Source organism: Corynebacterium sp. HMSC068G04 (assembly GCF_001814885.1).
Taxonomy (GTDB): Bacteria; Actinomycetota; Actinomycetes; order Mycobacteriales; family Mycobacteriaceae; genus Corynebacterium; species Corynebacterium hiratae.
The window spans coordinates 53,300-67,042 of the sequence record NZ_KV818333.1 but is presented as its reverse complement, the minus strand read 5'-3'; the positions used below and the strand labels follow the sequence as shown (position 1 = coordinate 67,042).

10 protein-coding genes are annotated in these 13,743 nt (G+C 62.3%); all 10 read left to right on the top strand.

Translation table 11 applies throughout. The features are described 5' to 3' along the window. Nucleotides 1-24 precede the first annotated feature (24 nt). The 10 genes from HMPREF2993_RS07415 to HMPREF2993_RS07370 all read left to right on the top strand — a co-directional run bounded on the left by HMPREF2993_RS07415 (nt 25) and on the right by HMPREF2993_RS07370 (nt 13,690). Nucleotides 25-1,551, top strand: coding sequence for an alanine/glycine:cation symporter family protein (locus HMPREF2993_RS07415; protein WP_070545728.1), 1,527 nt, complete (start codon nt 25-27; stop codon nt 1,549-1,551). Then, on the top strand, nt 1,552-1,857 hold the full coding sequence (locus HMPREF2993_RS07410) for an acylphosphatase (RefSeq protein WP_046648019.1): 306 nt from the start codon (nt 1,552-1,554) through the stop codon (nt 1,855-1,857). A gap of 10 nt (nt 1,858-1,867) precedes the next feature. Then, on the top strand, nt 1,868-5,371 hold the full coding sequence (gene smc / locus HMPREF2993_RS07405; protein WP_070701750.1) for a chromosome segregation protein SMC: 3,504 nt from the start codon (nt 1,868-1,870) through the stop codon (nt 5,369-5,371). Nucleotides 5,372-5,445: 74 nt separating this feature from the next. Continuing rightward, nucleotides 5,446-7,329, top strand: coding sequence for a signal recognition particle-docking protein FtsY (gene ftsY / locus HMPREF2993_RS07400; protein ID WP_070701748.1), 1,884 nt, complete (start codon nt 5,446-5,448; stop codon nt 7,327-7,329). A gap of 188 nt (nt 7,330-7,517) precedes the next feature. Next, nucleotides 7,518-10,499 carry a DUF4040 family protein gene (locus tag HMPREF2993_RS07395; RefSeq protein ID WP_070701746.1) on the top strand — a complete coding sequence of 994 codons (2,982 nt, stop codon included), beginning with the start codon at nt 7,518-7,520 and terminating at the stop codon, nt 10,497-10,499. Beyond that, complete coding sequence (locus HMPREF2993_RS07390; protein WP_010190439.1) at nt 10,496-10,933, top strand: cation:proton antiporter subunit C; 438 nt, start codon at nt 10,496-10,498, stop codon at nt 10,931-10,933. The genes HMPREF2993_RS07395 and HMPREF2993_RS07390 overlap by 4 nt, the downstream gene beginning before the upstream one ends. Continuing rightward, nucleotides 10,934-12,475: a monovalent cation/H+ antiporter subunit D family protein gene (locus HMPREF2993_RS07385; RefSeq protein WP_070515684.1), complete on the top strand. Its 1,542-nt coding sequence runs from the start codon at nt 10,934-10,936 to the stop codon at nt 12,473-12,475. Continuing rightward, nucleotides 12,476-13,027: a monovalent cation/H+ antiporter subunit E gene (locus HMPREF2993_RS07380; protein ID WP_070701744.1), complete on the top strand. Its 552-nt coding sequence runs from the start codon at nt 12,476-12,478 to the stop codon at nt 13,025-13,027. Beyond that, a complete protein-coding gene (locus tag HMPREF2993_RS07375; protein WP_070701742.1) occupies nt 13,027-13,317 on the top strand; it encodes a cation:proton antiporter in 291 nt (96 codons plus the stop codon). The genes HMPREF2993_RS07380 and HMPREF2993_RS07375 overlap by 1 nt, the downstream gene beginning before the upstream one ends. 4 nt (nt 13,318-13,321) lie before the next feature. Further along, entirely contained in the window at nt 13,322-13,690 is a 369-nt protein-coding gene (locus HMPREF2993_RS07370; protein ID WP_070701740.1) for a Na+/H+ antiporter subunit G, read from the top strand. Nucleotides 13,691-13,743 lie beyond the last annotated feature (53 nt).

The window sequence follows — 13,743 nt, the reverse complement described above, 5'->3', positions numbered from 1 at the left end:
GTGTGAGTTATTAATGTGTAACGCATGCAAGAAATCTTCAGCACCGTGATCGGTGTCATTAACGACAGTCTGTGGTCTTATGTCCTGCCATGGCTGCTCATTGCCGCGGGCCTCTTCTTCGGCATCCGCACCGTCTTGGTGCAGATCCGTATGGTGCCGGACATGTTCAAGGCGGTCGTCGAAAAGCCCAAGGGCGTCGGCGCCGATGAGGATGCCGACTATGGCGGAATCTCCGCCTTCAAGGCATTCACCATTTCGGCAGCCTCCCGCGTGGGCACCGGCAACGTCGCGGGCGTGGCCGTGGCCATCTCCGTGGGCGGACCCGGTGCGGTGTTCTGGATGTGGCTCATCGCCATCCTTGGTGGTGCGACTGCATTCGTCGAGTCCACTTTGGCGCAGCTATGGAAGATGCGTGAAGGGGATACCTACCGTGGTGGCCCCGCCTACTACATGTCCCGCGGCTTGGGCTGGAAGCCTCTGGCGACCATCTTCTCCGTCGCCATCGCCATTACTTTTGGCTGGTTCTACAACGCTTTCCAGACCAACGCTATCTCCGATTCCTTGGCGGCCTCCTTCGGGCAGGATTCCAGTGCTTTCAAGGCAGGCGTGGGCATCGCCGTCGTTGCAGTGTCCGGTCTCATCATCATCGGTGGCGTGCAGCGCATCGCCTCGATGACTCAGTTCATCGTGCCCTTCATGGCCGGTGCTTACCTCATCATGGGCATCATCGTAGTGGTCCTGAACTTTGACAAGGTGCCGGACATGCTTGCCTACATCATTGGCTCTGCGTTCGGCTTCCGCGAGGCCGCCGGTGCGACCGTGGGCATGGCGATGCTCAAGGGTATCCAGCGTGGTTTGTTCTCCAACGAAGCGGGTGAAGGTTCTGCACCGAACGCAGCAGCTACCGCGACGGTGTCCCACCCAGTCAAGCAGGGCCTCGTACAGACCCTCGGCGTGTACTTCGACACCCTGGTGGTGTGTACGATTACCGCCTTCATCATCCTGCTGGGTACTGATTTCGAGCGTTTCGGTTCCGATGCGATTGAGGGTGTAACCCTGACCCAGAATGCGCTCTCCGGCGTGGTGGGTGAGTGGGGCATCCACTTCGTCACCTTCATCCTCTTCTTCCTCGCCTTCTCCTCGATTCTGGGCAACTACTACCTTGCCGAGTCCAACGTGGAGTACCTCTCTGAGAAGAAGTCGGTGCTGTGGATCTTCCGTCTTATCGTGTTGGCCTTCGTCTTCTACGGTGCAGTGGCCCCGCTGGGCACGGTGTTCGACCTGGCCGATACCGGCGCTGCCATCATGGTTCTGCTCAACGTGTGCGCCATCGTGCCGCTGTCGGGCGTGGCCATCAAGCTGTTGAAGAACTACAACGAGCAGCGCCGCAAGGGCCTGGATCCGGTCTTCCACCGTGATATGCTGCCGGAACTGCAGAACGTCGAGTGCTGGGATGGCACGGATCCGGTAACCCGCCGCAGCGCGGAGGACCGCCGCCGTCTCAAGCACGAGCACGACTTGGGTGACCGCACGAACTTGAGGGAGTACTAGATGACGCAGCAGGCAGCGGCCACAGGGAATGAGCGGCTCACGGCTTTCGTCCATGGCCACGTCCAAGGCGTGGGCTTTCGCTGGTGGACGCGTTCCCGGGCACTCGAACTAGGGCTGGCAGGACACGCGACGAACCTGCAGGATGGCCGCGTCCAGGTGGTTGCTGAAGGGCCGCGTGCTGATTGCGAGAAGCTGCTGGCCTTGCTGCGTGAAGAACCGTCGACCACCCACCGCCCAGGCGTAGTGAACGCCGTGGTGGAGCAGTGGGCCGCACCGCGCGGTGAGTCGGGCTTCATCGAGCGCTAAACTAAACCGAATGCACCTCAAATCGCTCACGCTCAAAGGATTCAAGTCCTTCGCGTCCGCGACGAACCTGAAATTCGAGCCCGGCATCTGCGCCGTGGTGGGCCCAAATGGCTCGGGTAAATCGAACGTCGTCGATGCGCTCGCGTGGGTCATGGGTGAAGGCAGCGCCAAGACGCTGCGCGGCGGCAAGATGCAGGACGTCATCTTTGCCGGCGCCGGGGACCGCAAGGCCCTCGGCCGCGCCGAGGTTACGCTGACGATTGACAATTCCGATGGCGCCTTGCCCATCGAGTATTCGGAGGTCTCCGTCACCCGCCGCATGTTCCGGGATGGCGCGAGCGAATATGAGATCAACGGGGCGAAGGCGCGCCTCATGGATATTCAAGAGCTGCTGTCTGATTCCGGCATTGGCCGGGAGATGCACATCATCGTGGGCCAGGGAAAGCTGGCGGAGATTCTGGAATCCCGCCCGGAGGATCGCCGCGCCTATATCGAAGAAGCCGCGGGCGTGCTGAAACACCGCCGCCGCAAGGAAAAAGCGCAGCGCAAGCTGACCGGCATGCAGGCCAACCTGGATCGCCTGCAGGACTTGACCGATGAGCTGGGCAAACAACTCAAGCCCTTGGCGCGCCAAGCGGAGGCCGCCCAGCGCGCAGCAACCGTGCAGGCGGATTTGCGGGATGCCCGCCTGCGTCTTGCCGGCGACCGCGTAGTGCGGTTGCGCGCGACATTCGACGACGCTGAAAAGCGCGCGGCGGTGCTCGCCGAGCAGGTCGAGGAAATGACAGCCCAGCTGGAAGAGGCGACCGAAATCCAGCTCGAGGTAGAAGCCGAGTTGGGGGATGTCACTCCGCGCGCGGAGGCCGCGCAGAAGCTGTGGTTCGAGCTCTCGACGCTGTCGGAGCGTATCTCCGCCACGCAGCGCATCGCGGCCGAGCGCGCCAGCAACGTTGGCTCACAGGTCGCCTACGCGGGCCAGGATCCGGATGAGTTGGAGGCACGCGCCCAGCGGGCCGACGAGGAGCATGATGAGTTGCTGGCCGCGGCCGAGGAGGCGGCGGAGCGTCTGGAATCGATCCGGGAGGAAGTGGCTGAGCGCCGGGAAGCCTTCGAGGCCGCCGATAAGGAACACATGGCGCAGCTGCGCGCCATTGCGGATCGCCGCGAAGGCGTGGTTCGCCTCATCGCCGCTGAGGAGAACTTAGCCGGTCAAGTAAGTTCCGCGGAGTCCGAGTTGGCGCGACAGGAAGAGACGCTGGCGAACACTAAATCCCGTACCAGGGGGGCACAGGCGGAAGCTGATGAGGTGGCGGACAAGCTGGAGCACCTGGCCGCCGAGCGTGAGCCACTGGAGGAAGCGCATGTGCGCGCGGCCAGCGAATCTGCAGCGGCCGATAAACGCTTGGAACAGCTGCGTGACGCACAGCGGCAACACGAGCGCAGCGTGTACAGTTTGCGCGCTCGGATCGATACCCTGGGCCAGACCGTTCCAGAAGCACTGGATCTCGGTGAGGGCTTTAAACCTCTCGCGGAGTTCATCTCCACGCGTTATGAGACGGCCGTTGCGGCAGCACTCGGCTCCTTTGCCGAAGCCCAAGCCGGCGCGGTGAGCGGGGACATCGTGCGCGAACTCGCTGCGGCGAGCCGCACGCCGCTTATCGACGTCGCCGCGGAACCCACCGGTTCAGCCTGGCGCCTTGACGCGGACTTGCCCTCCGGGGCGAGCTGGCTGCTAGACCAGATGGTCTTGGTTCCAGAAGTCTCAGCGGCGGTGACGCGCTTGCTCTCCGACGTGGTCCTCGTCGATGACTATGCCGCAGCCCGCGAGCTCATCGCGGAGGATCCGCGCCTGCGAGCTGTGACCCCTGAGGGCCTGCTCGTCGGCGAAGGTTGGGTAGAGGCCGGAACTGGAGCTGCCTCGACGGTGGAGGTGAGCGGCCAGATTGCGGAGGCCGAGCAACAGCTGGAGACCGCCACCCATGAGCTGGAAGAACTATCCGGCACGCTGGAAGGCGCGAAGCTGGCGGCGGACGATGCGCGCGTGGGTGCGGCGAGCGCCAAGGCCGCGCTACGGGAACACGATCACGAGTTAGAGGCGTGGAAGCGCGATCACCAGCGCTTGCTCAAGCAATACGAGGCGAACAAGGCTGAGCACGAAAAGGCCGCCGCCCGCGCCACGGATATCGAGGTGCAGTTGGCCCGCCTGCGCGAAGAATTGGCGGAGGCGCGTGACCGCTTGTCGCGCGTAGACGCTGAAGAGCAGGCTGATGAACCCTCCTCGGTGGAACGCGATGCTGCCTCGACGGCCCTGGAACAGGTCAAGGCCATGGAAGTGGAGGCCCAGCTGGCGGCCCGCAGCGCCGAAGAGAAGGTTGGCCAGGCAGCGGGTAGGGGAGAGGCTCTGCGGCGCCAAGCCCAGCACGAGCGCCAGGCCAAAGCTCGCCACGATCAGGCCATGGCCCGCCGGCAAGCGCAGGCGAGGTTGGCGGGGGCCGTCGACAAGCATGCCCAAGATTTGGCCGCCCGGACCGCGCAGGCACTCGAGCGGGCCGCCGAGGAACGCGATGAGCTGGTCACCCAGCGCGGCGTGCTGCAAGGCCGTGCACAATCGGCGAAGCAAGCGGTCTCCTCGACCCGCCAGCAGCTGGATCGCCTGACCGACTCCGCGCATAACTCCGAGATCGCCCGCAGCCAAGCGCAGGTGCGCGTGGATGAGGCCGAGGAAAAAATCGTGGAGCAGCTCGGCATTGCGATTCCCGACCTGCTCAAGGACTACACCCCGGGGGAGGATTTCGATCGTTCCGCCGAAACTAAGCGGTTGAAGCAAGCCGAGAAGGACCTCAACTCCCTGGGTAAGGTCAACCCGCTGGCCTTGGAGGAGTACAAGGCACTGGAGGAGCGCTACAGCTTCCTGTCCACGCAGCTGGACGATGTCATCCAAGCGCGCAAGGATCTGACTGGCGTTATCGAAGATGTGGACGCGCAGATCCTGCAGCTGTTCACGGATGCCTGGCACGACGTGGAAGCGGAGTTTCCCAAGGTCTTCCAGACGCTGTTCCCCGGAGGCGAGGGTCGCCTCATCCTCACGGAGCCGGATGACATGCTGGCCACCGGCATCGAGGTGGAGGCCCGCCCGCCGGGTAAGAAGGTGAAGCGCTTGTCGCTGTTGTCTGGCGGCGAGAAGTCCTTGACAGCCCTGGCCATGCTCGTGGCGATTTTCCGCGCGCGCCCCTCACCGTTCTACGTCATGGACGAGGTGGAAGCCGCGCTTGACGACGTCAACCTGCGCCGTCTCATCGCCCTTTTCGAGGAGCTGCGTAAGGATTCTCAGCTCATCGTCATCACCCACCAGAAGCCGACGATGGACGTGGCCAACGTGCTCTATGGCGTCACGATGCGCGGCGATGGTGTGACGCGCGTGATTTCGCAGCGCATGTCCCGCGCCGGTGAGGCGCCGGGCACAGCACAGGCGGCGGAGGATGCCACGCGCCTCGGCGTCGATGCCGCGCGCTAGGGTAGGGCTTGCGCCCAGCACTTTTCATCCTCCTTGTCGTGCCGTACGTGGACAACCCTGGCACTATGGAAGGCATGAATACTACTTTTATGTGGATTGCGATAGCAGTCATCGTCCTGATTCTGCTCGTGGTCTTGTTCGTTGTCCTAGGCAAGAAGCGCGGCGAATCAAAGAAGGTCTCCTTTGAAAAGCCCGTGGAGGAGCCGAAGGAGCTGACCCAGCAGCAGAAATCCGGCAACTACCAAGCCAAGTCTGGCTTTAACTTTGCCCCTGCTGGCGGCGGTGCAGCTAAGGAGCCTGTCACCGCCTCGAAGCCCGAGCAGCCGGCGCCGCAGCAGCCAGTTGCCGAGCAGCCCGCGCAGGCCCCGGCTGAGCCCAAGCCTGAGCCGCAGGCGGAGCAGCGTGATGCCACTGAGCTGGCGAATGCTCAGCTCAAGGGTGACGAGGAGACCCCGAAGGCAGCGAAGCCTGCGGCGGAACCGAAGCCTCAGGCAGAGCCCAAGCCGGAACCCGTCGCAGACGCGAAGCCGGTGAGCGAGCCGGAACCGGCTGCGCAGAACGAACCGGCAAAGGAAGACGAGGATAAGGATTCTTCCGCTGGTGTAGCCGCTGCAGGAGCTGCGGGCGCTGCCGCCGCTGGTGCTGCCGTATCCGGCGCCGCTGCTGTTGACAAGGATGACGAGGACACGGAAGAGGATGTCCCGGCCACCGAACAAGAGATTGCTGAACCGGAGCCGGTAGTTGAAACTCCGAAGGTAGAGGAGGAACCGGAGGTACCTGAGGCTCCGGCCGAGGAGGAGCCTTCTGCTCAGTTTGAAGCCGAAGAAGAGGCAGCGGTAGAGGTAGAAGCACAGCCTGAACCAGAAGCACCGGCCGAGTCTAAGGAAGCCGAAGCAGAGGAGGCCGCCGCGGCAGCGGGGGCGCAGGCGGCGTCGGCAAGCGCGGCACTCGAGGCTGAGCCGGAGGAGCTCGAAGTATCCGACGACGCCGAGGTTGTCGAGGCCCCGGCAGCCCAGCCGCAGGAGGACATTGCGCCGGCTGCCGGCCGCTTGGGCAAGCTGCGCGGGCGTCTGTCGCGCTCGCAGAACGCCATTGGCCAAGGCCTCATGGGCATTCTTTCTGCTGGTGACCTTGATGATGATGCCTGGGAGGAAATCGAAGACACCCTCATCATGGCGGATCTGGGTACGAAGTCCACCATGCAAGTTACCGACTCCCTGCGTGACAAGATTGCAGAGCGCGGAGTCAGTTCTGAGGCCGAAGCGCGTGCGATGCTGCGCGAGGCCCTCATCGAGGTGGGCCACCCGGAGATGGACCGTTCTATCAAGGCCATGCCGAATGAAGGCAAGCCGGCCGTCATTATGGTCGTCGGCGTCAACGGCACCGGCAAGACCACCACGACCGGCAAGCTGGCCCGCGTGCTCGTGTCCATGGGGCACAACGTCTTGCTCGGCGCGGCGGATACTTTCCGTGCAGCGGCTGCGGACCAGCTGGAGACCTGGGGCCGTCGCGTGGGCGCTACGACTGTCCGCGGCAAGGAAGGCGCGGACCCGGCCTCCGTGGCCTTTGATGCCGTGGCCGCTGGCGTTGACCAGGGCGTCGACGTTGTTCTCGTTGACACCGCTGGCCGTCTGCACACCTCCGTGGACCTCATGGACCAGCTGGGCAAGGTCAAGCGCGTGGTGGAGAAGAAGACCGAGGTTGATGAGGTCCTGCTTGTACTGGATGCGACGGTGGGGCAGAACGGCCTGACCCAGGCCCGTATCTTCCGTGATGTTGTTGATATCACCGGCGTTGTCCTCACGAAGCTGGATGGCACCGCCAAGGGCGGCATCGTCTTCCAGGTGCAGGAGGAACTGGGCGTGCCGGTCAAGCTCGTGGGCCTCGGCGAGGGTGCAGATGACCTCGCGCCGTTTGAGGTTGAAGGATTTGTTGATGCCTTGCTGGGGGAGAAGTAAGTCCTTATAGATCCCTGGGCTAGACCTAAGTTCTTTCGAGACGTAGCGCCTCCTTTGTGGGGCGCTTTCGTCGTTTTCGTCCCATTAAAGATGTGCTTTGGGGGAGGTCACAATGATACTCTGGGAAAGTCCTGTCTATGTGAGGCTGATTAAACAGCCCTAACAACGGTTCGTGAGGCTACTCTTCCGTGACACTCCTGTATGTTGTCCTCCTCGCAGCTGTCGCAGTGGCGCTTGCACCAGTAGCCGTCAAGGTTGCTGATCGCGCAGCCGGCTACCCGCTAGCCGGCATTTTTATTGTCGCCGCGGCACTGTTGGCTAAAGAATTTCCGGCGCTTGCCCGTGGCGAAGAACTGACCTATTCCGTGACGTGGGTGCGCGATGTGATCGCGCCCGGTGTTGATGTCAACCTCGCCTTCCGCGGCGATGCACTCGGCATCTTCTTCGCCATGCTGGCTCTCGTCATCGGTGCGGTGGTGTTTACTTATTCTGCGGCTTACTTGCCTAAAGGAAAAGGAAACGTCAGTTTTTATGTCCTGATGACCGCGTTTACGCTGTCGATCCTCCTGCTCGTGCTCGCTAACGACGTCGTGGTGCTCTTCCTTGCCTGGGAGCTGGTATCGCTGGCGTCGTTCATGCTCATTGCGCGCAGCGGTAAGTCAGGTGAGGCGGGTTCGCAGCGCACGTTGATCCTTACCTTCGTTGGCGGCCTCACTCTGCTATCGGGCGTGGCGATTGCTGCAACCGCAGCGGGGACGACGAACCTTGAGGGCATCTTGGCCTCCGACGTGTGGGCGGAGCGCCCAGGCCTGACCGCCGGGGTTGCCGTGCTCATTGCGGTATCGGCATTTACCAAGTCTGCACAGTTCCCCTTCCACTTCTGGCTGCCGGAAGCCATGGCGGCCGCGACGCCGGTCTCGGCCTTCCTGCACGCGGCAGCAGTGGTCAAGGCCGGTGTCTACCTCTTGATTCGTTTCTCCACCATCTTCCACGATGTTGCCGTGTGGAATTGGCTGCTCATTATCGCCGGTATGGGTACCGCCGTGATGTCGGCGGTCTTTGCGGTGCAGAAGACGGACCTGAAAAAGCTCACGGCTTATTCCACCGTGTCCCACCTGGGATGGATCGTGGCCACGATTGGTGTGGGCACGCCTTTCGCCATTGCGGCGGCGCTCGTGCACACGCTGGCGCACGCGCTGTTTAAGTCCTCCATCTTCATGCTCATTGGTGTTATCGACCATGAGGCTGGTTCACGTGACATCCGCCGCCTCGGCGTGCTGTGGAACAAGATGCCGTGGACCTTTGGCTCCATGCTTATCGGTGCTGCCTCGATGGCGGCGGTCCCGCCGCTGTTCGGATTCGTGTCGAAGGAAGGAATGCTCACCGCCTTCGAGGAGGCACCAATTGGTTCTACCGGCCAGGCGCTGCTGCTCATCGTCGCCAGCGTGGGTGCGTTCTTCACGTTTACTTACTCCGCCAAGATCATCTTCGGCGCCTTTTTCGATGGCCCGCGCAACATGTCGCATGTCCATGAGGCACCGGTGCGGTTGTGGCTGCCCGCGGCTCTGCCGGGTGTGATGTCGGTGCCGATCATTTTCGTCATGGGAGCGCTCGATAAGCCGCTCGATAACATCGTGGCGGCCATCGGTATGGAGGGCCATTCCCACCTCGCGCTGTGGCACGGGCTGAACGTCCCGCTGCTTATTTCTGTGGTGGTGCTGATCGCTGGCATCATCGCGTTGTTCTTCCGCGGGCCGCTGTGGACCGCGATGGAGGAGCGCCAGCTCCTGCCGCGCACCGGTAACCAGATTCTGAAGTGGATCCAGGATGTGTGCGCAGCCTTCGGCCGTTTCGTTGGCCGCATGTCCGATACCCACAACCCGTCGAAGCTGATCCTGCCGATCATCCTCCTAGTCATCATCCTTGCGGGCTCCACTCTGGTGTCCACGGGTGTCGACGGTGTGGCTCTCAACCCGCGCGTGGATGGCCTTGATAATCCGTGGGACCTGTTGCCGCTGGGCATCGTGGCGCTGTCCATGTTTGGTCTGGTGCGTACACGCAACCGCCTCACCGGTGCGGTCATGATTGGTACCGCGGGAACCGGCGTGACCTTGCAGATGTTCTTGCTCGGCGCACCCGACGTGGCCCTGACGCAGTTCACGGTGGAGGCGCTGTCCGTCATCGTCATGATGATGGTCCTGCGCTACCTGCCGGAGAAATTCCACCCAGTACAAAACAACAACCGCAAGGTGGGTTCCATTGTGGTGGCCGTGCTCGCTGGGCTCACCGCATTCCTGGGCGTGTGGGCGCTGATGGGCCGTCACGAGCGCTCGGATCTGGCCATGTGGTACCTCAACAACGCCCCGGATATCACTGGTGGCGACAACGTGGTGGCCACCATCATCGTGGAGTTCCGTGCACTCGATACCCTGGGCGAGCTTTCGGTGTTGGGCATGGCCGCCGTGGTTATCGCAGCGGTCACCTCGACGCTGCCGCGCTTCCCGTTCACCTCCGGCACACGCCCGGCTCCGTTCGGTCAGTCGCAGCTCAACTCGGTGCCGCTGCGCAAGGGCATTGCCGTGGCCATCCCAATCCTGGTGGTCATGTCCTTCATTGTCTTCTACCGCGGCCACCAGGCTTCCGGCGGCGGCTTCCCAGCGGCGCTCATCATGGGTGCTGCCATCGGCCTGACCTATCTGTCCCGCGGTACCGATGAGATTGTCTTCGGGCGCATGACTCCGATTCACCTCACCGGCGTGGGCATTATCGTGGCGCTGGTGGCAGGCTTCATCGGCTACATCCCGACGTCGCATAGCTCCGGTGGTTTCCTCACCGCCATCCATGGCCACGCCCTGGGGCAGCACTGGACGACGTCGCTCATCTTCGACCTCGGCATTTACCTCGCGGTGTTGGGCATGCTCACCATGGCCATCAACGCCTTGGGTGGCTACCTGCGCCCGGGCACCGAGCGGGACTACTTGCCGTGGGTTCATGACGATGATTCCGCGCTGCCGAATACCCCGCGCGTGGTCATGGAGGATGTCGACGACCCGTATCCCGAGTCCATCAACCCGTCTTCGGACCCAACGGCGTTGCTCAATGACTCCGAGGCACGCCACCGTGCGTCCTCGTCCCACCGAATCTCGGCTCAAGAGGAGAAGAACTCATGATCCTCGCACTGACCATTGCTTTGCTCATCGGTAGCGCCGTCTACCTCATCCAGCAGCGCGGCCTTGTGCACATCGTGCTGGGCATGATGGCCTTCGGCCACGGTGCCAACCTCATGCTCCTGGCCACCGGCGTGTACTCCTACCGCGGGGAGTCCTTTCCATCGCAGGTGGGCATGGACCAGATGGCGGACCCGCTGCCGCAGGCCTTTGTGCTGACCGCCGTGGTGATTTCCATGGCTACCTCGACCATCCTGCTGACCATGGCAGCGATGGGCGCGAACGACGACACGGATGTTGTTGAGCCGGTGGATGACAACACCATTGACCACGCTTTCTCCACGCTGGGACGCGACACCCAGAACCGGGAGATTCTGGAGCGCTCGGCTAACAAGATGGATCGTTTGAAAGAACTCGAACAAGAGGAGGACAACTAGATGTATGACACCGTAAGCGCCCTCCTCCCGCTCTTCCCAGCGGTTCCCCTCGTATCGGCGGCGCTGGCGCTCCTCGCGCCATGGAGCCGCGTGCGCGATGCCATCATGCTCATCGTTCCGGGCGTGGGTATTTTCGCCTCCTTTGCGCTGTTGCTTTACACCATGAGCAACGGAGTGGTGGCGCACAGCGTGGGTAACTACCTGGGCAACGCGGGTATTGCCTTCGCCGCCGATACCTTCTCGGCACTCATGCTCATTACGACGATGATCGTGGCCTTCGGTGCCAACTGGTTTGCCATCGTGGGCGGTGAGACCAAGTCTCGCTACTACCCGTCGCTGACACTAATCCTTATCACTGGTGTGTGCGGCGCCCTGCTGACCGCTGACCTCTTTAACTTCTTCGTGTTCATCGAGGTCATGCTGCTGCCGTCCTATGGCCTCATCACGATGTCCGGTACCTGGTCGCGCTTGGCTGCCGGCCGCGCCTTCGTGCTGGTGAACTTGTTCGCATCTACGCTTTTGGTGGTCGGCGTGGGCTATATCTACTCGGTGACCGGCGTGGTCAACCTGGCGGCGCTCACGGGCGCTGCCGCCGGCAACGGCCCGGTGACGGTGGCCTCGGGCATCATCGTTATCGCCATCGCTGCGAAGGCCGGCGTGTTCCCCGTGCAGTCCTGGCTGCCACGGACCTACCCGGGAACATCGGCTGCGGTCATGGGCTTGTTCTCCGGCCTGCACACCAAGGTGGCGGTGTACATGCTGTACCGCCTGTGGGTGCAGCTGTTCGATATGGACCAGCGCTGGGGAACGCTCATCATCGTCATCATGATCATCTCCATGGTGGTGGGCTCCTTCGGCGGTTTGGCTGAGAACTCTATCCGCCGCGTGCTGGGCTACCAGATGCTCAACGGTATGCCCTTCATCCTGGTGATGATGGCCTTTACCACCCACGATGCGCAGCGCGCGCTGGCTGCCGGAATCCTGTACACCATTCACCACATGCTCACGGTGGGCTCCCTCATCTTGGCCTCCGGTGCCATTGAGGAGACCTACGGCACGGGCGGTCTTAATAAGCTTTCCGGCCTCGCGCGCCGCGACCCCATCATCGCGTGGATCTTCGCCGCCGGTGCCTTCTCTGTTGTGGGCTTCCCGCCCTTCTCCGGCATGTGGGGCAAGGTTCTCATCGTCGCGGAAGTCGCCCGCACCGGCGGGGGATGGGCATGGACCGTCATCGCGGTGATTATCATCGCCTCCTTCGCCGCGTTCCTGGCCATGCTGCGGGTGTGGCGTCGCGTCTTCTGGGGCAAGGATTTGCCCAAGGAGAAGGTGCCCGATGAGCTGGTGATCCGCAAGAAGCTGATGGCGCCCTCGGCCGCGCTCATCTTGGGCTCGCTGACCATGTTTATCCTCTCCGGGCCGGTCATTAGCATCACCATGGAAGCTTCTGCAGACTTGTTGGATACGGAGGCCTACGCACACGCTGTGCTTGGCGACGACCCCGTAGCCCTACCCGATATCGACTCCCTTCAGGAGGGCCGTTAAATGAAGACTGCGTTGCATGCTGTTGGCTACGCGCTGTGGCTGATCAAGGAAATCTTCGTCGCGGGCTTTTCATTGGCCGCAGAATCCTTCAAACCGCAGAACAAATACCGCCCCGTGGTGCTGCGATATCCCTTGCGCGTGACGAGCGCGTGGGAGATCTTCTGGTTCACCTCGTCCATTACCGCAACCCCTGGAACCTTGTCACTGGGCTTGCGCGAGCCGATCGCGGAAGGCCTGCCGCGTATCGTGCTGGTTCAAGCGGTCATGGGGGATGACCCAGCCAGTGTTATGGCGGATCTCGCGGACATGGAGGAGCGCCTCGCGCCACGGGTGAAGGGCATTGACTATGGCGTACCTGGCCAGGGCCCGACGGAGGAACTTGCCCCGACCTTCTACGAGTACACGCTCGATACGCTGGGCCGTCACATGCGCGCACCGGACATCGCGAAGTCGGATGATACCCCGCTGGCCGCGCACGATGTGGAGAAGTATTCCGTGTGGCCCCTGCGCCAGGTCGCGCAGAACAAGGATGCCCGAAAGGATGATAAGTAATGATTGATTTTTCCTCGATGAGCGCCTTTCAATGGGTAGTTTTTGTCTGCATTTTCCTGATCGGCGCGTCGGTGTGCGCGGCGTTGGTATTGGCGTTGCGCTCCCGCGATGAGCTCACCCGCACCGTGATGAGTGACATGGTCTTCTATGGCATGTTGTGCATGTACATTTCGTGGGCCATGACTAATCACGCTTCCATTGTCTATGACATCGCCATGCTCGCGGCTATCGCGGCCGGCGTGCTGCCGACGTTGTCGATGGCCCGTATCATCTCGAAGGGCAGGAGGTAAGACCATGACTATCGCGGAGATTATCGCCTCGATTCTGTTGGTTGTGGCCACGATTTTGGTCATCGCGACGGCCATCGCCTTGTGGCGAGCGCCTGATGCACTGACCCGCGTTAACCTGCTGGGGCCGACGGTCGGCTTGGCTGTCCCGCTGCTGCTTGTGGCGAAGGTAGTCGTGGATTTTGCCGAGAACGGGTTTTCGCTGTGGTCGCTGATCAAGGTCATGATTGCGTGTTTCGGCGTATGGATCATCGGGTCGGTGGGTTCGTTCTATATGGGGCGTTCCATCTACGGTGTGACCGTTACCGACGTGAAGTATGCTAAGCGTATGCGCGAGCGTGAGCAAACGGTGAAGGCTTCCGAGGACGAGCTCTAGGGCGCGTGCTGGGACAAGCGGCGAGGAGAGTGCTTCCCTCGCCGCTTTTTCGA

What these genes read in the sequence shown, in the direction of transcription:
- HMPREF2993_RS07415 (WP_070545728.1), top strand. Translation starts at nt 25, where the DNA reads ATGCAAGAAATCTTCAGCACCGTGATCGGTGTCATTAACGACAGTCTG.
- HMPREF2993_RS07410 (WP_046648019.1), top strand. Translation starts at nt 1,552, where the DNA reads ATGACGCAGCAGGCAGCGGCCACAGGGAATGAGCGGCTCACGGCTTTC.
- smc (WP_070701750.1), top strand. Translation starts at nt 1,868, where the DNA reads ATGCACCTCAAATCGCTCACGCTCAAAGGATTCAAGTCCTTCGCGTCC.
- ftsY (WP_070701748.1), top strand. Translation starts at nt 5,446, where the DNA reads ATGAATACTACTTTTATGTGGATTGCGATAGCAGTCATCGTCCTGATT.
- HMPREF2993_RS07390 (WP_010190439.1), top strand. Translation starts at nt 10,496, where the DNA reads ATGATCCTCGCACTGACCATTGCTTTGCTCATCGGTAGCGCCGTCTAC.
- HMPREF2993_RS07385 (WP_070515684.1), top strand. Translation starts at nt 10,934, where the DNA reads ATGTATGACACCGTAAGCGCCCTCCTCCCGCTCTTCCCAGCGGTTCCC.
- HMPREF2993_RS07380 (WP_070701744.1), top strand. Translation starts at nt 12,476, where the DNA reads ATGAAGACTGCGTTGCATGCTGTTGGCTACGCGCTGTGGCTGATCAAG.
- HMPREF2993_RS07375 (WP_070701742.1), top strand. Translation starts at nt 13,027, where the DNA reads ATGATTGATTTTTCCTCGATGAGCGCCTTTCAATGGGTAGTTTTTGTC.
- HMPREF2993_RS07370 (WP_070701740.1), top strand. Translation starts at nt 13,322, where the DNA reads ATGACTATCGCGGAGATTATCGCCTCGATTCTGTTGGTTGTGGCCACG.